Here is a 22,325-nt window from a genome sequence, read left to right on the forward strand (position 1 = left end):
ATGTATCCTTTGATTCTTCTAGCTTAAAGACTTACAGTGAATAAATAAAGTAAAGACAGTGAACAGTTTAAATACGTAATATGAAAATTAAGCAAGTCGATCCTAGTAAACCAAAAGTGGCTTTATTACTTACCGGTGGTGGTGCCCGAGCGGCTTACCAAGTGGGCGTGTTAAAAGCATTAGCGCAAAGTATGCCCAGAACTGCCCCACTGCCCTTTAGAGTGATAAATGGAACCTCTGCTGGCGCAATTAATTCTGCGGCGTTAGCGTGTTACGCTTCATGTATGCATTTAGCCGTTAGAAAGCTAGAAACAGTATGGAAAAACTTTTCCACCTCTATGGTATACAAAAGTGACTTTCTGAGTGTATTTGGCCATATTACTCGTAATATTTTAACTAGTTTTCAGTCTGAGCATATAAACCATCCACCAGCGAGTTTGTTAAATAATCGGCCACTTAGAAAACTATTAAACGATATTCTTGATTTACATCGAATTGAACGTAACTTACATCGTGACTATTTAGAGGCGCTGTCGATTACAGCATCTAGTTATACTACTGGTGATTCTGTTGCTTTTTTTCAGTCAAATACACAGCATTCTTGGCAACGAGCAAAGCGCGAGGGTCGCGCTACGCGTATCAATGTTGAGCATTTAATGGCCTCTAGTGCTATTCCTATGGTGTTCCCTAGTGTAAATATTTATAACCACTATTTTGGTGATGGTTCAATACATCAACTTTCACCTTTAAGCCCGTCTATTCACTTAGGGGCAAACAAAATATTTATTATTGGTGTTGAGCAACCCAAGGAACCTCATCCTCCAGGTTACTCTGCGCATTTTCCAGGGCTTTCTGCGGTAGCAGGTCACTTACTCGACAGTGTATTTACCGACACCATGCAGTCTGATTTAGAACGCTTAGATAGAGTAAACCGTACACTGGGGTTATTACCAAATAAGCAAAAGCATCAAGAGTTAAAACAAATAGACAGCTTTATCATTAACCCCTCGCAAAACTTTAATGCAATTGCAGCGCAATACTATGACGATATGCCTTGGGCAATTAAAGTGTTACTGCGTATGATAGGTGTAAAAAAACGCTCTCAGTCGAGTTTAACCAGTTATTTATTATTTGAAAAACGCTACACCCAGCACTTAATTCAAATTGGATACGAAGATGGTATGAAGCAACTGCCCGAGATGAGAAAGTTTTTAGAGCTAGACTAAGAAGCCACTCTTACTCAATGCCATCAAGTAAGTAATGCTCAACATGCTCTACTCGCCTAGGTTTACCTTGCAATACTAAAATATCATTTGCGTATAATATGGTATGCTCCTGTGGCATCTCTATCTCCTCGCCTTCACGTCGAAGCGCCTTAATTAGCACCTTTCTTTTAGCTAAATTAAGCTCACTAATAGCCTTGTTTACCGCAAATGCTTTATCCGGCAAGGCAATGACATGTAAGTACTCTAAGCGTTCGGGCAAATTGGTATCGCTTTCGATGTTTTCGCCTGCAAAAAAGCTTTGTAATAGCTTATAGCGGTTACGCCTCTCACTACTAACGCGGCGAATTATTCGGCTCATTGGTACACCCGACATAGACAACACATGTGAGACCAGCATTAAGCTTGCCTCTAATGCCTCAGGAACAACCTCAGTGACGCCTAAATCTTTTAAACGCTCTAGTTGGCTGTCATCACGGGTTCTTATGAGTATTTTTACCCTAGGAGCAACCTGCTTTATAGCATCAATCACTATTTGAGTTTGTTGAAATTCCGTAAAAGTAATAATCACTAAACGTGCTCGCTCTATCCCTGCACACTTTAAAATATCTTTTTGCTCAACGTGACCAAACAATAATGGTTCACCCGCCGCTTTTCCTTCTTGTACTAATATGGGGTCGCTTTCAATGGCCACATAATCAATAGCCTCTGGCGATAAAAAGCGGGCAATAGTTTGCCCTACCCGAGAAAATCCACATATAACTACATGATTATTATAAAGCGTACTGCTTTGTGGCTCATCTTCATAGGCAAACTTAGCGCGTTCTAACATACCCAGTCGCTTTAAAATAAAGGGAGTTTTATCGATTAAATACGGGGTGAGTGCCATAGAAATTACACCCATGGCAATTAAAAATGATACTTGCTCCGCACTCAGTAAGTCATGCTGTGCTGCAAGTGCGATTAACACAAAACCAAACTCTCCCATTTGCCATAACATAATAGCGCAGGCTAATGCGTCCTGTTTTCGCTCTCCCATAAATAAAGACGACACGGTTACTACGGCGATTTTTAAGATTAGAATTCCTAGTAAGGCAACAACAATAATCCCTGCATGATTAACAACAAAGCTGATATCTAGCTGCATACCTACGGTGACAAAAAATAAACCCATTAAAATATCACGAAACGGGCGAATATCCGCTTCTAGCTGATGGCGGTAATGGCTTTCACCAAGCATCATACCCGCTAAAAATGCCCCTAATGCCATTGATAAGCCAAATGAATAAGTAAGTAAACCCGCAAACAAAGCAACTAATAGAGTCGTTAACACAAATAGTTCATCACTTTTTGCTAATGCCACTTCATTAAAAACTTTAGGTAAAACCCATTTTCCAATAGCCCATAACAAAAGGCATACAAACGCCCCTTTAGAAAGTGCAAACAATAATGCCCAGCCAATATCATTAGAATCACTGCTGGCAAATAATGGTAAAATAATCAGTAATGGTACAACGGCAATGTCTTGAAATAGTAAAACGCCGATTGCTAATTGCCCTCGGCGTTTATTTAAATCGCCGCTCTCTTTTAATAATTTAGCAACTACCGCAGTAGAGGAAAGCATAATAATAATGCCCATGGTAAAACTGGTTAATAAATTAAAATTTAATAAGTACAGAATCACAATCAGCAAAATACTACTAACAAATACTTGCAACGACCCTAAACCAAATACAATGTTACGCATTGCCATTAGGTGCGATACTGAAAACTCCAAACCTAAGCTAAATAGCAAAAATACAATACCTAGCTCTGCAATAAAGTCTATTTCATGGCTTTGTGTCATCCAGCCGACACCATGACCACCCGCGAATAAACCCACAGCCAAGTATGCCAATACAGGGGGAAGCCCTATGCGCTTAAATATCCATACAAATAAAACCGCAGCGACTAAAAGTCCAAAAATCTGAGCATTAATACTTTGCAACGCAAACCTTAAAACAATCTATGGAGTGTGACTTAACTATAGCAACCGCATAACTTTCAGCCAGAATAAAAATATGGCACGCAATCTGCTTATTTATAAAAAGTAATACTATAGGGGGAATAAATAGTGGAAAACGTTCATATTTTGACACAACGTATCTCTGGACGCGGTGAATTTTTGCCGTTCTCAGCGGAGCAATACAATAGCAATACACCAACAGCACTACATGAGCTGGCGGCCAAACTGCAAACTAGCCTAGTGCTGGAAGATATTTTAGGTACATTTGCAAGCTTTGCAAAACAACTGCTTAATTTTTCTGGGGTGCACTTTCAATCAGCTCATATTGATGTAAAAACACCTAATAGTGATGTTGAAAACCCAGCCTACTCATTTGATCTAAAAGTGGAAAATGAGCATTTAGGCACACTCACTTATTACACCAAATATCCGCTTAGTGCGGCTATTGAAAAAAAGCTGCAGCACTTTCACAGCGTATTAATATATCCACTGCGAAATGCAATAATGTACAGCCGTGTATTAAAGCTAGCAACTAAAGACTCTTTAACGGGGTTAAACAACCGTAGTCAATTTAATGACATGTTACAACAAAAGCTTGAAAGTCATAGACGTAACGGCCATCCATTTAGTTTAATGCTGCTTGATTTAGATAATTTTAAACAAGTAAATGATAACTATGGTCATAAAATTGGCGATGACGTTTTAATAGAATTTGCCACAGTTTTATCTAGTAGTATTAGAGGCACAGATTCGGTATTTCGTTTTGGCGGCGATGAGTTTTCAATACTAATTGAGGACCCCGCTTTTACCACCAATAAAGTGATTGCTGAACGTATTATGCGTTTAGTAAGAAACTCACCGATTATGTCTAAATACAATGTAACAACCAGTATTGGTTTTACCCTAACTAACAGTGATGATTGCCAAAATGAGATATTTTCTCGTGCGGATAAGGGCTTATATAAAGCAAAGGCATCTGGGCGAAACTGCGCAAAAGCTTACTAAGCAATAAAAGAGCAAAATATTAGAAAAGCTCAGCCTCCCCCGCTGGGCTTTTTTACGCTACTTTTTTAATATAAAGTATTTGTAAATTAGTAGCATGACGCAAAAGCCAAAAAAGAAGCCACTGAGTAAATTAAGTAGTGCGGCAATTGTTGCAAGCGGTGTAAAAAGCACCAACAGTAAAGGCGTACTCACTCCTAAAATGAAAAACACGCCCCCTTTACCCAACCAGTAGGCAAGTAAAATGGCGGCACATACCATGCCACCCAATACAGCGTAGCCGAGGGTAGTAATACTAAGGGTTAAAAATACATTCGCTAAAACCGCAATCAATAGCGTAATTAATATGCCAATGGGTGCCTTATTGATAAGCGACAGCCCAACATGAGCTTGTTGACTCATAATTTATACTCCCAAATTACACCATGTTCATCTTTATGGTTATCACTAACAAAATAACCAACCACTTGCACTAGCTCATCGTTGTAAAAAATTAATGGAATATCAGCACGTAGCCAAGGCGCTACCTTTGCATCTTTAAACCAATGTTTAAGCGTATTACTACCTGGTTTTTTGAGTGGTTTAATACGCGCACTATTGCAGTTAAAGCGCACACTAACTTGTTCATCCGTTTTAGGGGCTCGTATACCCACTCCTTGCTGACATGATAATTTTTTTCCGTCACTCAAAACCAGCTCATTACTTATTACCTGCTCAATATTAACGGCTAATGGCTTTGGTTGCACAAAATAAAGTAAACCTTGATGGCGACGTATTTGCCCATCACTTAGCTCAATTTTTATTTGTGCATCAGCTTGTGCATGAATGGCTTGGCTCATTATTTGTGTTAATTGCTTTTGTGAGGGCATAGTGTGGCTAAATAATGCCAGCCACGCGCGTAATACATTAGCAATGCGAATAGCGCTGTAATGAGCCATATTTTGTATATTAAGCGCCTGATGTTGGTTAAGACACTGTGCGAGATCTTGCTGGGTATATTCATCAAGCAGTGCTTGCTGCTGCTGTAATAATTCAATACTTCGTGCTGTACACTGCTCAAACCCAGTAAAACGCTCTGCCAACTTAGGCACTATTTGCTGGCGCAAAAAATTACGATCAAAGCGTTCATTGGCGTTGGATTCATCGGTAATATGGCTAATATTAAATTGCTGGGCAAACGCTTCTATCTCGCTGCGTTTTACCGCCAATAATGGCCTATAGCACTCACGGCCACTTTCAAGCACGCGAGTTTGCTGCATAGCGCCGAGCCCTTTTAAGCCTGAGCCGCGCTTTAAACGAAGTAAAAATGTCTCTACTTGGTCGTTTAAATGCTGGCCTAACAAAATGACACTATCATTTGGGCTATATTCATCAAGCGCTTGATAACGAGCTTCGCGAGCCTGCGCTTCAATACTGATGCGCGATTGCTGCTTAATTATGACGTGTGCCGCTTTAAAATAAATTGAAAGTTGCTCACAACGTGCTTGGCAAAATTGCTGCCAGTGATGGGAGTTATCACTTAAGCCATGATTTACATAAATTGCACTTAAATTTAATTGTGGCCACTGCTCTTTTAACCCATGCATTATCTGCAACAACACCACCGAATCTACGCCACCAGATAAGGCCACAGTAAATGTGAATTGCCCGTTTTCTATATAGTGATTAAGGGCTTTTTGTACCTGCAGATAAATTTGTGATGTGTTCATTATTATAACCAATGAGTGAATTGCTAATAACCCCAATAAGAAAGGCTCTACGTTACGTTATTTTAAAACAAAAAAAGCCGCATAGGCGGCTTTTTTCTATATTTAGCTACATTTAGCTACATTTAGCTATGTTTAGCAATAACCAAACGACATTAAACGCTTGTAACGTTGGTCAAGCATTTCTTCAAGCGATAACGCTTGTAAATCTGCTAAATCGCGCTTAAGGCGAACTTTTAAATTGCGTGCCATGGCATCATAATTACGGTGTGCACCACCTAGCGGCTCATCAACTAGGTTGTTGATTAAATCTAGCTCTTTAACACGCTCGGCTGTTACACCCATTGCTTCTGCTGCAAGTGGCGCTTTATCAGCACTTTTCCATAAAATAGAGGCACAGCCTTCTGGTGAAATAACTGAGTAAGTGCTGTATTGCAGCATGTTTACTCTGTCGCCTACACCAATCGCTAATGCACCACCTGAACCACCTTCACCAATAACAGTACAAATTGTAGGTACTTTTAGTGCGGCCATTACTTTTAGGTTACGTGCAATTGCTTCAGACTGACCACGCTCTTCTGCGCCAACACCTGGGTATGCACCTGGGGTGTCGATAAATGTCATGATTGGCATTTTAAAACGCTCAGCCATTTCCATTAAGCGCAATGCTTTACGGTAGCCTTCTGGTTTTGGCATGCCAAAATTACGTTTAATTTTTTCAGCAGTACCACGGCCCTTTTGCTGACCGATCACCATAACAGGTTCACCATCTAAACGAGCAACGCCGCCTAAAATTGCAGGGTCGTTAGCAAACGTACGATCACCCGCAAACTCGTCAAATTCCGTAAAAATACGCTCGATATAATCTCGAGTATAAGGACGCAGCGGATGACGTGCTAGCTGTGATACTTGCCAAGCACCAAGTTCAGAGAAAATTTTCTCCTTCATTTGTGCGCTCTTTTCTTTAAGTTTGCTGACTTCCTCTTCTAATCCAAGGTCTAATTCGCCAGCGCGGCTTACATTTTGTAATTCTTCAATTTTTGCTTCTAATTCTGCGATTGGAAGCTCAAAATCAAGATAATTGAGGCTCATGCTCTAAACTACCTAATTAGTTAAATTCTAGTTCTACATTTTGCGCTGCCATCAGCGATAACTTATGAATTAAGTCGTCACTTGGCGTAACACACCATTCGATCCCTAGGGTTAATTGCACCAACGCATCGGGGCGTTGATAATATACCTTGATCGGACACGTTCCCATTTTGTATGGTTCGAGTACTTTTTGTAATTTATCGAAGAAACCAGCCTCGATCTGCACCATATTCAGCGTCATCTTAATCGCTTTTATACGCTTTTCACGCGCCTGAGCAATGGTGTTTATTTCTCTGGCGGTCATTGTAATACCACCAGAGAAGTTATCAAAGCTGACCTGTCCGGATATCACCAAAATATTATTGATTTGCAACATATCTTGGTACATTTCAAACTGTTCTGGAAACAAGCGTACATCAATTCGGGCGCTTTTGTCATCTAAAGTTATCAAGCCCCAGCGATTTCCTTTTTTATTAATTAAGGTTCTCGCGGCAATCACCAAGCCCGCCCCAGTTGAGACTACATCACGGTTAGTGGGCTGCAAATCAATGAGTCGGCCACTAGTATAATGGCCAAGCTCTCGTCGATACTGGTTTATAGGATGGCCAGTTAAATAAAGGCCTAAGGTATCTTTTTCACCATCAAGCCACTGATTATCTGTAAGTGGTGTGGCTTTAAAAAACGCTTGTTCTACTTCGTCAGGCTCTGTGGCCAGTAAACCAAACAAGTCACTTTGCCCTAACAGCTCAGCTTTGTTGTGTTGATCGGCTGCGCGCATTGCATCTTTTAAACTTGCCAGCAGCGTTGCTCGCCCAGGTTGGCTTTTTTCTGGTCCTAGCTGATCTAATGCACCTGCATAAATTAATTTTTCGGTGACACGTTTATTTAAGCGCTTTAAATCAACACGCGCACAAAAATCAAATAAATCCTTAAATGGGCCGCCTTTCGCTCGCGCTTCTAATATGGCATCAACGGGGGCTTCACCCACGCCTTTAATTGCTCCTATACCGTAAACAACTTCACCTTGAAGATTAACAGTAAACTTGTATTCACCGGCGTTTACATCGGGCGGTAACAAAGTGAGTTTCATGTTTTCACACTCATCCACCAGCGTTACTATTTTGTCGGTGTTATCCATATCGGCCGACATTACCGCAGCCATAAACTCGGCCGGATAATGGGTTTTCATCCACAGCGTTTGATACGATACCAATGCATAAGCTGCTGAGTGAGATTTGTTAAAACCATAACCCGCGAACTTTTCAACCAAGTCGAATATTTTTATCGCAAGCTCGCCATCTATTCCATTATTACGCGCGCCCTCTTCAAAGGTTGAGCGCTGTTTTGCCATTTCTTCGGGCTTTTTCTTACCCATGGCACGACGTAACATATCGGCGCCGCCTAGTGTATAACCGGCCAGCACCTGCGCTATTTGCATAACTTGTTCTTGATACAAAATAATGCCGTAAGTCGGCTCAAGAATCGGCTTTAAACTTTCGTGTTGATATTGCGCATCGGGGTATGAAATCTCTTCTCTGCCGAGCTTTCGGTCGATGAAGTTATCTACCATGCCTGATTGCAGTGGACCTGGACGGAACAAAGCAACAAGGGCTATCATATCTTCGAAGCAATCGGGCTTTAATCGGCGAACTAGGTCTTTCATGCCGCGTGATTCTAGCTGGAATACGGCGGTGGTTTCAGCGCGCAGCAGTAGTTCTATACTTTTTTTATCATCCAGTGGAATGGTGTTGATATCAACCGGCTGTTTGCCTTCACGCTTTAAGCGTTCATTGGTCATATCCACTGCCCACTGCAAGATGGTCAGCGTACGTAAGCCTAAAAAGTCAAACTTAACCAAACCGGCGGTTTCTACATCGTTTTTATCAAACTGAGTAACCGGAAACTTGCCTTCATCATCACAATAGAGCGCAGCAAAATCGGTAATCGTGGTCGGCGATATTACAACCCCCCCTGCGTGTTTACCGGCATTACGGGTACAACCCTCGAGAATACGACACATGTCGATTAAGTCTTTAACTTCTTCATCGCCGTCGTAGGCTTCTTGCAAACGAGGTTCAACTTCAAACGCTTTGGCCAAGGTCATTCCCGGATCGCCCGGAATAAGCTTAGAAATACGATCAACAAATCCATAAGGATGACCAAGTACCCGGCCTACATCGCGTATAACCGCTTTGGCCGCCATAGTACCAAAGGTAATAATTTGCGATACCGCATCACGGCCATACAAGGCCGATACGTGATCAATTACTTCATCACGTCTATCCATACAAAAATCGACGTCAAAGTCGGGCATAGAAACACGTTCTGGATTCAAGAAGCGCTCGAAGAGTAAATCGAACTCTAGTGGATCAAGGTCGGTAATTTTAAGCGCATAAGCTACTAAGGAGCCCGCACCTGAACCACGCCCTGGACCTACAGGAATATTGTTATCTTTACTCCATTGAATAAATTCCATTACGATCAAGAAGTAGCCTGGGAATCCCATTTGGTTAATTACATCGAGCTCTATCTTTAAACGCTCATCGTATTCGCCGCGTTTTTCTTGGCGTTCTTGTTCATTAGGGAATAAAAACTGCAGTCGTTCTTCAAGTCCGTCTTGTGAGACTTTAACCAAAAACTCATCAATTTTTAGTGAGCCTGTGGGATAATCTGGTAGGAAATACTCACCTAATTGAACGGTTACATTACAGCGCTTTGCGATTTCTACGGTATTTTGTAACGCCTCTGGAATATCACTAAATAGCTCTGCCATTTGCTCTGGCGTTTTTAGGTATTGCTCTTGTGAAAAACGCTTTGGTCGGCGTTTATCATCTAGGGTATAACCATCAAAAATAGCCACCCGAATTTCATGGGCTTCAAAGTTTTCTGGCTTTAAAAAAACCACTTCATTGGTAGCCACTACAGGCAGTTGCTCTGTGGTTGCAAGCTCCACTGCCATATGCAAATAATTTTCTTCTTGAGCACGGTTGGTACGAATAAGCTCAATATAATAATGATCGCTAAAGTGCTGCTTATAAAAGCTTACCACCGACTCAACAATAGCGGGGTTGCCTTTTATTAATGCTTTTCCTAAATCGCCATCTTTAGCACCCGAGAGTATGATGAGCCCCTCTTTTAAATCAACTAACCATTCACGGTCAATCACTGGGCGATGAAACACATGACCACGTTGGTAGGCTTTAGAAATCAATAAAGTAATATTTTTATAGCCAGTGTTATCTTTAGCTAATAACGTTATCCGGCTTGGTTCATCAGGAAACTCAGGACTACGTACCCAAAAATCAGCACCAACAAGTGGCTTGATACCTGCGTTATGCGCTGCGCCATAAAAACGCACTAAACCACAAAAGTTCATTTGATCGGTAATTGCCAGCGCTGGCATTTCAAGCTCTTGTGCTTTAGCGACTATTGGTTTGGTTTTTGCCAAACCATCAACCATCGAAAAGTCTGAGTGCACTCGTAAGTGAACAAAATCAGGAGCTGGCATAATTACTCCTTACCCGAAAGCGCAAGCACACGCTGCACCGGTTTAAAGCTCTTACGATGCTCATCTATAGCGCCGTATTGCTCAAGCGCTGCAAAGTGTGCTTTGGTCGGATACCCCTTATGCCCTGCAAACCCATATTGTGGATAGCGCGCATCAAGTTCAATCATTTCATCATCACGAGCCACTTTTGCTAAAATAGATGCGGCTGATATTTCAGCGACTAAGCTATCACCTTTAACCACCGCTTGGGCGGGCATAGCTAATTTAGGCAGGCGGTTACCATCTACAAACACAAATTCAGGCACGGTGCTAAGTGCTTCCACTGCGCGGCTCATAGCAAGCATAGTGGCTTGTAATATATTTAGCTCATCTATTTCACTGGGGCTACAACGGCCAATGGCGTAACACAGTGCTTTTTCTTTTATTTCAGTGGCTAATAATTGACGTTTTTTATCCGTTAATTTTTTAGAATCGGCCAAGCCTGCGATTGGCTTAGCGGGATTTAAAATAACAGCGGCAGTAACCACGTCGCCCACCAGCGGTCCACGACCCACTTCATCTACACCGGCAATTAGGGTTACATTAGGTCGTTCAATTTGCATTTATTAACTCCGCCACTGCATTTGCAGCTTGTTTACTTGCATCTAATCTAATTTTTTCATGTATGGCTAAAAAGCGGGCTTTTAATTCTTTATTGTCACTATTTAGCATAGGGGTAAGTGCTGCTGTTAAATTAGCGACATTACACTCGCTTTGCAAAAACTCTGGCACTAATTCTTCGTCTGCCAATAAATTAGGTAACGAAAAATATTTAATATTAAAGGTAAATAAGATTTTAAAAATCCAATAACTCATGGGTTTAATTTTATAACCAACCACCATTGGTTTTTTATATAACATGCCCTCAAGCGTTGCCGTACCTGATGCCAGTAATATGGCATCAGCGGCTTGCATGGCTAAATTTGATTGGCCGTCTAGTAAGTTAACATTAAGTGAGGGCGCTGTGGCATTTAAAATAGCAATAAACTGCGCTTTGCGCTTTTCGTTCACCAGTGGCACAACGACTTTAAGCGCTGGGTTCTGTGCTTGCAACTGAGCCGCTGTTTTTATGTAAGTTTCACTTAACAAGCCCACTTCTGAGCCCCGGCTCCCGGGTAATAACGCTAACACCTTGTCATCAGCACTTAAGCCTAATTGGCTGCGGGCTTGGCTATCATCGTGCTCAAGTGCAATGTCGTCGGCTAATGTGTGGCCTACAAAAGTACACGGTACTTGGTGCTTGTCGTAAAATTCTTTTTCAAAAGGTAATAAAGCCAATACTAAGTTAGTGGCTGCACTTATGGTGTGAATGCGTTTTTCACGCCACGCCCATACTGAAGGGCTAACGTATTGCACAGTTTTAATACCCGCATCTTTTAACGGTTTTTCTACACGTAAATTAAAATCGGGCGCGTCAATGCCTATAAACACATCAGGAGGATTATCAATAAAATGCTGCACAAGTTGTTTGCGAATTTTTAGCAAGCGCGGTAAACGGCCAAGGACTTCAACCAACCCCATAACCGACAGTTCATCCATATCAAACAGCGTTTTGCAGCCTTGTGCTTGCATTTTAGGACCTGCAATACCTTCAAAGATTGCATCAGGAAAATGCGCTTTAAGCGCTTTTATGAGCCCTTCACCTAAAATATCGCCCGACAGTTCACCTGCCACAATACCAATTCGTAGTTGTTTTTTATCTTTTTTCATTTGCTATTTTTTCACAAGTAAACCCGGCGTTCATATCGATTAGTTTACCGTGTTTTAAGGCCAGGTTAAACGCTTAAAACGCACCACTTTTTTCTAGCTTACTCTTAATTGATGATTGCGTATTTTATAGACTGATGTAATGTCATAGTATATTAAAGTTTTCTAATATACATATTGACAAAAATTGTACAAACGCCAATAATGATGCAAACTTTCAGAAATTACTGAAAGTTTATTAAAAAACATTAACAATTGCTTTGTGCTGTCACTGCATCACAACCAAAGGAGCCAAAAATGATAGATGAAACCTTTGTGGATCTATCGCGATTACAGTTTGCTGTCACCGCTCTATTTCATTTTTTATTTGTGCCGTTAACAATCGGTATGACCTGGATTTTAGTTATTATGGAATCGGTTTATGTTATGACCGGTCGCGAGATTTATCGTGATATGACTAAGTTTTGGGGCAAGTTATTTGGTATTAACTTTGCTATTGGTGTGGCTACCGGCCTCACCATGGAATTTGAGTTTGGTACTAACTGGTCGTATTACTCTCATTATGTGGGTGATGTATTTGGTGCACCACTAGCTATTGAAGGCTTAATGGCCTTCTTTTTAGAGTCAACCTTTGTGGGGATGTTCTTTTTAGGTTGGGACAGGCTCTCTAAACGCCAGCATTTAGGGGTAACATTTTTAATGGCGCTGGGCACAAATATGTCTGCGCTATGGATTTTAGTTGCTAATGCGTGGATGCAAAACCCAGTCGGGGCAGAGTTTAACTATCAAACCATGCGTATGGAAATGACTAGTTTTGCAGAGCTAGTATTTAACCCTGTAGCGCAAGTTAAGTTTATTCATACTGTGTCTGCAGGTTATGTTGCGGCGTCTATGTTTGTGCTTGGGATTAGTAGCTGGTACATATTAAAAGGACGTGATTTGGCATTTGCTAAACGTTCGTTCTCGGTGGCATCAGGCTTTGGTTTAGCCTCTATTTTATGTGTTATTTTACTCGGTGATGAATCTGGCTACGAAGTCGGTGAAGTACAAAAAGTAAAACTCGCGACCATTGAAGCTGAATGGCATACCGAAGAAGCCCCCGCAGCTTTTACCATGCTTGGTATTCCTGACTCTGAAGAGCAAGTAACTCATGCTGCGGTTAAAATTCCTTACGCATTAGGTATTATTGCAACGCGCTCACTTGATGAACAAGTGATTGGTATTTCAGATCTTGAGAAAAAACACGAGAAGCGTATTCGCAATGGCATGATTGCTTATGAATACCTAGAAAAACTTCGCGCAGGTGACGATACCCCTGCAAATATCGAAAAGTTTGATAACGTGAAAGATGATTTAGGCTATGGCCTATTACTGAAACGTTATACCCCTAACGTGGTAGATGCCAGTGAGGCACAAATACAACAAGCCGTTAAAGACTCCTTCCCTAAAGTGGGTCCTATGTTTTGGTCATTTAGGATTATGGTTGGCTGTGGTGTAATTATGCTTGGCGTGTTTATTCTCTCTTTTTATTACAACGCACATCGTATTATTGAACAAAAACGTTGGTTGTTGTGGGCGGCGGTATTGAGCATTCCTCTGCCTTGGATTGCTATTGAATTTGGTTGGATTGTGGCTGAATATGGCCGCCAGCCATGGGCTATTTCTGAAGTATTACCGACCTTTTTAGCAACGTCATCGCTGACGGTAAATGATATTTTAATTAGCTTGACCGGTTTTATTGTTTTCTATACTGGATTGGCGATTGTTGAAGCATGGTTAATGATTAAATTTATTAAGCAAGGCCCAAGCTCCCTTCATACCGGTAAGTACCATTTTGAATTACCTGATCACAGCACGGCTGCTAAAGGAGAACTATCATGATTTTTGATTATGAAACATTAAAAATGCTCTGGTGGTTAATTATTGGTGTGCTGTTAATTGGTTTTGCCATTACCGATGGTATGGACATGGGCGTTGCTATGTTACTGCGCTTTGTGGGCAAAACAGACAGTGAACGGCGTACCGTTATTAATACCATTGGTGCCCACTGGGATGGTAACCAAGTATGGTTTATTACTGCAGGCGGTGCCTTGTTTGCAGCGTGGCCTATGGTTTATGCGGCAGCGTTTTCTGGTTTTTACTTTGCCATGATGCTGGTGTTATTTGCATTATTTTTTAGGCCTCTTGGCTTTGATTATCGCTCTAAAGTTGACTCTAAACGCTGGCGTAATAACTGGGACTGGGGCTTATTCGCCGGCAGTGCCATACCTGCCCTAGTATTTGGTGTCGCGTTTGGTAACTTGTTTTTAGGCGTGCCGTTTCATATCGATAATTTATTAAGAGTCAGTTATCAAGGGTCGTTTTTTGCTTTACTTAATCCGTTTGCGCTCATTGCCGGCTTGGTTAGTATTACTATGTTAGTGGCACATGCGGGCATGTGGTTACAACTGCGAACCGCTGATCAAGTTGCTGAGCGCTCAGGACAATATGGTCGCTACTCATTACTTGCCTTTATAGTGTTATTTGCGGCAGCTGGTGTGTGGGTTGCCAACCTAACGGGCTATCAAATTGCCTCTATGGGTGACACCCAAGGCCATGCAGATCCACTGGCTAAAGTAGTTACCACTGCTCAAGGCGCATGGCTTAATAACTACAGTGAGCGTCCATGGACAATGACCTTCCCTATTTTGGCATTTGCGATGGCACTGTGTGCACTCCTGTTTTCTAAATTGAATAAGCCCGCTTTGGGATTATTAGCAACCAGTGTGATGTTAATTGGGGTGATTATGACTGCGGGCATATCGTTATTTCCGTTTATTATGCCTTCAAGCAATAACCCTGATATTAGCTTAACAATTTGGGATGCGGTATCGAGCCACAGAACACTCAATGTTATGTTTATTGCTGTGGTTATATTTGTGCCACTCATTTTAGCCTACACCACCTGGTGTTATGTGAAAATGTGGCGCAGAGTGACCGTTGATGAAATTGAAAATAACCCTCACGGCAGTTATTAAGGAGACTAAATTATGTGGTATTTCGCGTGGATTTTAGGTGTACTGCTTGCTTGTACCTTAGGCGTTATAAACGTGATGTGGTATGAATTTCATCAAAATAAAAACAGCATTGCTGATGATGAACAAGCCACCCATGATTTATTAAACGAGCATAATACAAATCACAATGACGACTAATCCCCGACCAAATCGCGCGCAGCAACAACCCCTGCGCGCTTTTTTAAAACAGCAGAGTAAACCGGCGGCAATGTGGTTAAAGCTAAGCATTGCACTTGGCACAGTTAATGCGATTTTAATGATTGCAGGAGCTTACTTACTCGCGCAAACCATTCATGAGGTGATGTTTGAAGGGCATAGTTTAGCCCAAGTAACCCACTATTTATGGCCTTTAGCGGGTATTATTTTACTGCGCGCCATTTTCTTAGCGTTAAGTGAGCGCTTGAGCGCATTTGCTACCCTTAAAATTAAATCGGCTATTCGCCAAACCTTACTCGATAAACTCACACAACTCGGCCCAAGTTATATAGAGCAACATGGCCAAGGTGCAACACTTAACACGCTGCACAATGGCGTAGAAGCACTGCATGACTACTATGCAAAGTACTTACCTGGGGTTGCCTACAGTGCGCTTATTCCTATTGCAATATTAGTGGTTATATTTCCGACCGATTACAAAGCAGGATTAATATTTTTATTAACTGCACCACTTATTCCATTTTTTATGATTTTAGTTGGCCACAAAGCCGAGGCACTTAATCAAAAACGTTGGCAACAACTGGCAGTGTTAGGTAACTACTTTTTTGATCGCGTACAAGGGCTTACTCAACTAAAATTATTTAATGCCACACGCAAAGAGCTTAAACAAATCGCGCGTATTTCCGATGACTTTAGACACGCAACGCTGAACGTGTTAAAAATTGCTTTTTTATCCTCTTTTGCTCTGGAATTTTTAGCCACAATTAGTGTGGCACTGGTAGCGGTAATTATTGGCTTTAGATTATTTTTTGGCACCCTAGATTTTGCTACTGGCTTTGTAGTGCTGTTACTAGCACCTGAATTTTATTTACCCCTTCGCCAATTAGGCAGCCATTACCATGCACGCCTGCAGGGAATTAGTGCTGCTGCAGATATGTTGATTATTTTAAATGCACCACTGCCCGAAAATGATGATAGCCACACAGCAAAGATCAATGTTAATGCTAGTAGAGCTATAAGCATCCATGAGCTCAACTTTAGTTACCCTAATAGCAATGAGGGAATAAATAATATTAATTTAACCCTGCCAAGCACAGGACTAGTAGCCATTGTCGGAGCTAGCGGCTCAGGTAAGAGCACCCTACTTGATTGCATGCTTGGTTTTCACCCAGAAGTAATACAACACATATCCATTGGACAACAACCATTGACGACAGCGGATATAAGCCAATTACAACAAAACATTGCATGGATCCCACAAAAGCCAACCTTATTTTACGACACCCTAGCCGCCAACATAAAATTAGGTAACCCAGACGCTTCATATGAAGCACTTGTACATGCTGCAGAGCAAGCAGGTGCGCTGGAATTTATTAACGAGCTACCCGATGGCTTTAACACCTTAATAGGTGAGCAAGGTGAAGGACTATCTGGCGGGCAAAAACAGCGTATAGCATTAGCTCGTGCATTTTTAAAACACGCCCCTATTCTAATGCTCGATGAGCCAACCGCTCATTTAGATAGTCAAACCGAGCAACTCATTCAAAACGCAATTGCTGAGTATGCAAAAAACCACTTGGTGATCACCATCGCACATCGCTTAAATACAGTAAAAAATGCTAAGCAACTTATCGTTATGGAAAACGGCTGCATCGTTCAACACGGCGATTTTAAAGCGCTCAGCCAGCAACCTGGCGAATTTGCAAAGCTGCTAAAAACAGCACAACAAGGGGTAACTAATGGCTAATTTTATTCGTTTGCTCAAATTGTGCCGCCCTCATTATAAAGCGATGCTTTTAGGGACGTTTCTAGCGTCACTCACGGTGCTAGCAAATGTAGGCTTACTCGCTATTTCAGGCTGGTTTTTAGCTTCTATGGCAGCCGCAGGAATTGCCGGCGTCCATATGAACTACTTTACCCCAGCTGGCACCATCCGCTTTTTAGCGATTGTGCGCACCGCCTCACGTTACGCTGAACGCTTAGTTACTCACAACGCCACATTTTTATTGTTAAGTGAAATACGAGTAAACATGTTCGCCACTCTCAGCAAGCTCAATAACCTTGATTTAGCTATGAGCCGCAGTGCCGATTTAGTTAATCGCTTACAAAACGATGTAGACGCATTAGATAAGTTTTATTTAAATGTGTTGCTGCCGATGTTAGTAGCTTTACTGACTGTGCCTATTATTATGCTGTTTATGTCAGCCTACAATGTAAATGTCGCCCTTATTTGTTTTGTTGGCATTATTATTATTGGGGTGATTATACCGGCAATATTGAGTAAGCAATTAGATAAAAATAGTCACCAAGAAACCTTACTTAGTGCACAACTTAGAGCAGAGCTATCAGACACCCTTACGGGCCTTAGAGAACTAAATATTTATCAAGCTCGAAACCAACAACTCACTAAGTGTGATCAGTTAAGTGTACAGTATAATCAGCAATTATTTATTCGTCATAAGACTCTTGGCAACGCTGATGGCTTAAGCTTACTCATAGTGCAATTGGCTATGCTTGCCAGCATTATTACTATTGTGCCGCTAGTGTTTAGCGGTGCTATGGTCAATGTAGAGCTGGCGATGTTGAGCCTGTTTGTGCTTGCCAGTTTTGAAAGCGTATTGTTACTGCCTAATGCCTTTATTGAGCTTCCTAATGTACTAAAAGCAGCTGAGCGACTCTTTATTCTTGAAGACAAAACGCTTAGCACAAATAATGTATCAACCACAGATATTGAGCTATTAAATAAGCACTGGGCATTATCATTAAATAATGTCAGCTATCACTATGGCCAAAAGCAGGCATTAAATAATGTGAGTTTTGAGCTCCCCGCGAAGCAAAAAGTGGCTATTGTTGGTAGAAGCGGCAGTGGTAAAACTACCTTAGTGAATTTGCTCAGTAGTTTATGGCCACTGCAGCAAGGAACAATAAACTTACAAAGCGACAAAAAAATCATAAGCCTGCATGATTTAAATAATGAGAGTCGTGCAAAGACATTAAATATTTTAGCTCAGCAGCATCATATTTTTGATGGCACATTAAGCGAAAACCTTGCTTATGCAGCTCCCGATGCAACCTCTCAACAAATGATAGCAGCATTAACACAGGCAGAACTTGGTGGTTGGTTCTCTGAGCTCAAACAAGGGCTGAAAACCCGTTTAGGTACCGGCGGGCGAAATGTGTCTCAAGGTCAATCAAGACGTATAGCCTTGGCACAGGCCCTGCTACAAAAACCCGCCATTTTAGTACTCGATGAACCGACTGAAGGGCTCGATAATATTTCTAAACAAGCTGTTATGAATAGTGTTTTACAGCTAAAAGAGCATGCCAGTGTATTAACAATTACTCATGATCCAGCATTGTTATCGCAAATGGATAGTGTTATCTGGTTAGATAGTGGACAAATCATCGCTCAAGGTTCACATCAACAATTGCTCAATGAACACCCTGACTATGTGGCGTTAACAACCCGCTTTTAGCCCTTAGCAGTATTACTTATTCTCAATAACGGTGACCGATACATCAATAACGCCGGCGCTAGAGTCGGCTATTTTTTCAAACATAGCTTTTGATAGATCTATAATTCGCCCCTGAATATAAGGACCCCTGTCATTAATTCTCACCACTACTGACTTATTATTAGCACTATTAGTAACTTTTACCCGTGTACCAAACGGGAGTTTTAAGTGAGCAGCTGTTGCTGCTTGTTGGCTAAATCGCTCGCCACTGGCAGTAGTTCGGCCGTGGTACTTATCAGCATAAAATGATGCTTTACCTTGCTCTGCAACATCACGTTGTTGATTATTTATATTACTTGGCAAAGCACTACATGCATTTAAAATAACCAATAGCATTGAAAGCAATACTAACTTTATCAGTTTCATTCTTTATACTTTATAGGGAAATGTGTAGGAAGTGTAATAGGACAAGGCTGAGTAGAGACTGAATTATTAATCAGCTAATAAAAAACCACCTTGATTACTCAACGGTGGTTTTTTAAATCTGTTAAAAGTACTATTTGTTAACGCACAATACCGCGTTCAGAACTTTTAACGAAATCAATCATCAGTTGCACTGCTGGAAACTTTGCAGCATCTTCAGCAAGTAATTCAATCGCTTCATCAACACCTAAGCTCTTGCGGTAAAACGCTTTATAAGCGCGGCGTACTGCCATGATTTCATCACTTTCAAAACCACGGCGTTTCATGCCTTCAGTATTGATTGCCGCAGGGCCTGCTGGCATACCTATGGTAGTAACGAATGGAGGCACGTCTTTATTTACCCCCGAATACATACCAACAAATGCATGCGCACCAATTTTACAAAATTGATGCACACCGGAGTTGCCCGCTAAAATCACCCAATCACCAACATGAACGTGACCCGCTACACTGGCATTATTTGCAAAAATAACGTTATCACCAACAACAGCATCATGCGCAACATGAGTGTAAGCCATAAATAGATTATTGCTGCCTATTTTAGTGACGCCCTCATCTTGGATTGTGCCGCGGTGAATAGTCGCACACTCGCGAATAACATTATTGTCGCCAATAATTAAGCTGGTTGGCTCGTTGTTATATTTTTTGTCTTGGCAGGCTTCGCCTACAGAAGCAAACTGAAAAATATGGTTACCAGAGCCAATGGTAGCAGGCCCTTTAACAACAACGTGAGACTCAATTATACAGTCATCACCAATAACAACATCATTACCGATGTAACTGTATGGTCCAACTGACACATTGTTACCAAGTTTTGCACCCGGTTCGATTATTGCCGTAGCATGGATCACAATTAAAACTCTCTTCTAGCACACATGATTTCGGCGCTACACACTGTTTTGCCGTCAACTTTAGCTTCAGCCGCAAATTTCCATATGTTACGACGCTCTTTTAAAAACTTAACATGAAGATGCATGGTATCACCTGGTACAACCGGCTGCTTAAAACGGGCATTGTCTACGGCTGCAAATAGGTAAAGTTCGTTTTCGCTGCGATTTTCAACCGTTTTAAACCCTAATAGACCCGTTGCTTGCGCCATTGACTCTAATATTAGCACACCAGGAAAAATCGGCTGATTTGGGAAATGGCCAGTGAAAATAGGTTCATTAATCGATACATTTTTAATTGCATGCAACGATTCACCTGGGGTGAAATCGATTACACGATCAATTAGTAGCATCGGGTAACGGTGCGGTAATAAACTTAAAATTTCTTGAATATCAAGGCTATTTAATTCGTTTGCCAAAATAGCATCCTTATTAGTGTTCAACGTTCATGACTTGTTCAATGCTTCAAGCGCTTTTAGACGTGATTTCATGTCTGAAAGGTTGCGCAAATGAGCAATTGATTTTCGCCATTCTTTGTTAGTCGTATGAGGCATACCAGATGAGTAGATACCTGGTTCGTTGATTGATTTGGTCACCATACTCATGCCAGTAATTATAACACCATCACACACAGACATGTGACCGTTAATTGCGCTCATGCCGCCAATCTGGCAATTTTTACCTATGGTGACACTGCCTGCAAGTACAGTACAACCGGCAATAGCAGTGCCTGAGTTAACTTCAACGTTGTGTGCTATTTGACACTGGTTATCAATAATAACGTTACTGTGGATAATAGTATCATCAAGCGCACCACGATCTATCGTGGTACTTGCGCCAATTTCTACTTTATCGCCAATGATCACAGAGCCTAATTGTGGAATTTTAAGCCACTGACCACGTTCATTTGCATAGCCAAAGCCATCACTACCAATGACCGTATTAGCTTGCAATAAACAATCTGCGCCAATCTCAACATCATGATAAATGCTCACACTTGGCCAAAGTTTGGTGCCTGAGCCTATTTTAGCACGTTCACCAATAAAACTGTTCGGACCAATTTGTGCGTTATCACCAATTACAGCATCAGCTTCAATTACAACATTAGCACCAATGGCTGCACTTTTGCTCACTTGTGCACTGGCATGTATTACCGCACTCGGGTGTATACCGCTATTTGCACTACGTGGTGTAGTATCCATAAACTGAGCGAGTTTGGCATAACAAACATAAGGATTGGCAACGATGATTTTATTGCCTGAAAAGTAAGGCGCATCGTCAGGGCTAAGTATTACTGCGCTGGCCTTTGTTGTCTCAAGCTGAGATCGATATTTCTTGTTCGCTAAAAATGCAATATGCCCAGTATGGGCATTTGCAAGTGTCGCTATTTTTTTAATTTCTAAAGCGCCATCACCTTGAAGCTCGGCACCTAGAAGTTCCGCAATTTGCGAAAGCGTATAATTTTGCATAGATTAATTATTTCTTACTTACAGCTGTTACTACTTTTTCAGAAAGATCAGTTACTTCTTTAGGGTTGAAGTAAATAGTTGTGTCTTTTACTTTAACTTCGTCAAAATCACCTTTTTTAGCAATCTCTTGGATAGTTTCAATGATTAAAGTCTGAACTTTAGCCAACTCTTGATTTTGACGTGCTTTAATTTCTTGCTCTAATGGACGGCCCTTTTCAGCAAGGTTTTTTTGCATACCCTGGATTTTATCACGTAATGCGTCTTTTTGATCTTGACTCATTGTGGTGCTTTCACGCTTAAACTTTTCAGCTTCAAAGCGAATATCGCCCTGTAACTTTTCAAGCTCTTGACGACGCTCAGCAAATTCAGTTTGTAAAGACTGTTCGATTTTAGCCATTTGTGGAAGCTGCTTGTAGATTTCTTGCATATCTACAATACCCACTTTATGAGCAAAAGCATTAACTGATGTACCCATCATAAGTGTAGCTAGAACTGCAACTGCTGTTGATTTGAATAATTTTTTCACAAAAAACTCCT

The 22,325-nt window shown here is 41.3% G+C and carries 19 protein-coding genes; 7 read left to right on the forward strand and 12 right to left on the reverse strand.

The window, feature by feature from the left end; all coding sequences use genetic code 11:
- Positions 1–80: 80 nt before the first annotated feature.
- Positions 81–1,226, forward strand: coding sequence for a patatin-like phospholipase family protein (locus FHG08_RS14175; RefSeq protein WP_138605021.1), 1,146 nt, complete (start codon positions 81–83; stop codon positions 1,224–1,226).
- 10 nt (positions 1,227–1,236) lie between these two features.
- Here the strand turns inward: FHG08_RS14175 and FHG08_RS14180 are convergent, their stop codons facing one another.
- Positions 1,237–3,210 carry a cation:proton antiporter gene (locus FHG08_RS14180; protein ID WP_178956338.1) on the reverse strand — a complete coding sequence of 658 codons (1,974 nt, stop codon included), beginning with the start codon at positions 3,208–3,210 and terminating at the stop codon, positions 1,237–1,239.
- Positions 3,211–3,336: 126 nt separating this feature from the next.
- Here FHG08_RS14180 and FHG08_RS14185 point away from each other — a divergent pair, with 126 nt between their 5' ends.
- Positions 3,337–4,233: a GGDEF domain-containing protein gene (locus FHG08_RS14185; RefSeq protein WP_178956339.1), complete on the forward strand. Its 897-nt coding sequence runs from the start codon at positions 3,337–3,339 to the stop codon at positions 4,231–4,233.
- A 57-nt stretch (positions 4,234–4,290) separates the two neighbouring features.
- Here the strand turns inward: FHG08_RS14185 and FHG08_RS14190 are convergent, their stop codons facing one another.
- The 6 genes from FHG08_RS14190 to lpxB form a co-directional block, all read right to left on the reverse strand.
- Positions 4,291–4,632 (reverse strand): hypothetical protein, encoded by a 342-nt coding sequence (locus FHG08_RS14190; RefSeq protein ID WP_138605024.1) that lies wholly within the window; start codon positions 4,630–4,632, stop codon positions 4,291–4,293.
- Complete coding sequence (gene tilS, locus FHG08_RS14195; protein WP_178956340.1) at positions 4,629–5,939, reverse strand: tRNA lysidine(34) synthetase TilS; 1,311 nt, start codon at positions 5,937–5,939, stop codon at positions 4,629–4,631. The genes FHG08_RS14190 and tilS overlap by 4 nt, the downstream gene beginning before the upstream one ends.
- 132 nt (positions 5,940–6,071) lie before the next feature.
- The gene (accA, locus tag FHG08_RS14200) at positions 6,072–7,028 is read right to left on the reverse strand and encodes an acetyl-CoA carboxylase carboxyl transferase subunit alpha (RefSeq protein ID WP_008110950.1); all 957 of its coding nucleotides are present in this window, start codon (positions 7,026–7,028) and stop codon (positions 6,072–6,074) included.
- Positions 7,029–7,044: 16 nt separating this feature from the next.
- A complete protein-coding gene (dnaE, locus tag FHG08_RS14205; protein ID WP_178956341.1) occupies positions 7,045–10,536 on the reverse strand; it encodes a DNA polymerase III subunit alpha in 3,492 nt (1,163 codons plus the stop codon).
- 2 nt (positions 10,537–10,538) lie between these two features.
- Entirely contained in the window at positions 10,539–11,138 is a 600-nt protein-coding gene (rnhB, locus tag FHG08_RS14210; RefSeq protein ID WP_178956342.1) for a ribonuclease HII, read from the reverse strand.
- On the reverse strand, positions 11,128–12,285 hold the full coding sequence (gene lpxB, locus FHG08_RS14215; RefSeq protein ID WP_178956343.1) for a lipid-A-disaccharide synthase: 1,158 nt from the start codon (positions 12,283–12,285) through the stop codon (positions 11,128–11,130). Before lpxB ends, rnhB begins: the two co-directional genes overlap by 11 nt.
- A 294-nt stretch (positions 12,286–12,579) precedes the next feature.
- Here lpxB and FHG08_RS14220 point away from each other — a divergent pair, with 294 nt between their 5' ends.
- Genes FHG08_RS14220 through cydC form a run of 5 tightly spaced genes read left to right on the forward strand, consistent with a single transcriptional unit; the run spans position 12,580 to position 18,970 of the window.
- The gene (locus FHG08_RS14220) at positions 12,580–14,163 is read left to right on the forward strand and encodes a cytochrome ubiquinol oxidase subunit I (protein ID WP_138570093.1); all 1,584 of its coding nucleotides are present in this window, start codon (positions 12,580–12,582) and stop codon (positions 14,161–14,163) included.
- A complete protein-coding gene (cydB, locus tag FHG08_RS14225; RefSeq protein WP_178956344.1) occupies positions 14,160–15,299 on the forward strand; it encodes a cytochrome d ubiquinol oxidase subunit II in 1,140 nt (379 codons plus the stop codon). Before FHG08_RS14220 ends, cydB begins: the two co-directional genes overlap by 4 nt.
- Before the next feature lie 12 nt (positions 15,300–15,311).
- Complete coding sequence (gene cydX / locus FHG08_RS14230) at positions 15,312–15,476, forward strand: cytochrome bd-I oxidase subunit CydX (protein WP_008110965.1); 165 nt, start codon at positions 15,312–15,314, stop codon at positions 15,474–15,476.
- Positions 15,466–17,241, forward strand: coding sequence for a thiol reductant ABC exporter subunit CydD (gene cydD / locus FHG08_RS14235; RefSeq protein WP_178956345.1), 1,776 nt, complete (start codon positions 15,466–15,468; stop codon positions 17,239–17,241). Before cydX ends, cydD begins: the two co-directional genes overlap by 11 nt.
- Positions 17,234–18,970, forward strand: a complete 1,737-nt coding sequence (cydC, locus tag FHG08_RS14240; RefSeq protein WP_178956346.1) for a thiol reductant ABC exporter subunit CydC — start codon at positions 17,234–17,236, stop codon at positions 18,968–18,970. Before cydD ends, cydC begins: the two co-directional genes overlap by 8 nt.
- Positions 18,971–18,982: 12 nt before the next feature.
- On the opposite strand, the gene FHG08_RS14245 is transcribed toward cydC, so the two are convergent.
- From FHG08_RS14245 to FHG08_RS14265, 5 genes are all read right to left on the reverse strand, one after another.
- Complete coding sequence (locus tag FHG08_RS14245) at positions 18,983–19,375, reverse strand: septal ring lytic transglycosylase RlpA family protein (RefSeq protein ID WP_178956347.1); 393 nt, start codon at positions 19,373–19,375, stop codon at positions 18,983–18,985.
- 137 nt (positions 19,376–19,512) lie between these two features.
- Positions 19,513–20,283: an acyl-ACP--UDP-N-acetylglucosamine O-acyltransferase gene (gene lpxA, locus FHG08_RS14250; protein WP_178956348.1), complete on the reverse strand. Its 771-nt coding sequence runs from the start codon at positions 20,281–20,283 to the stop codon at positions 19,513–19,515.
- Between the two features lie 2 nt (positions 20,284–20,285).
- A complete protein-coding gene (gene fabZ / locus FHG08_RS14255; RefSeq protein ID WP_008110974.1) occupies positions 20,286–20,738 on the reverse strand; it encodes a 3-hydroxyacyl-ACP dehydratase FabZ in 453 nt (150 codons plus the stop codon).
- Positions 20,739–20,765: 27 nt separating this feature from the next.
- The gene (lpxD, locus tag FHG08_RS14260; RefSeq protein ID WP_178956349.1) at positions 20,766–21,788 is read right to left on the reverse strand and encodes a UDP-3-O-(3-hydroxymyristoyl)glucosamine N-acyltransferase; all 1,023 of its coding nucleotides are present in this window, start codon (positions 21,786–21,788) and stop codon (positions 20,766–20,768) included.
- A 7-nt stretch (positions 21,789–21,795) separates the two neighbouring features.
- The gene (locus FHG08_RS14265; RefSeq protein ID WP_010388129.1) at positions 21,796–22,314 is read right to left on the reverse strand and encodes an OmpH family outer membrane protein; all 519 of its coding nucleotides are present in this window, start codon (positions 22,312–22,314) and stop codon (positions 21,796–21,798) included.
- Between the last annotated feature and the right edge of the window lie 11 nt (positions 22,315–22,325).

Origin of the sequence: Pseudoalteromonas sp. Scap03 (assembly GCF_013393115.1) — a bacterium.
Classification (GTDB): domain Bacteria; phylum Pseudomonadota; class Gammaproteobacteria; order Enterobacterales; family Alteromonadaceae; genus Pseudoalteromonas.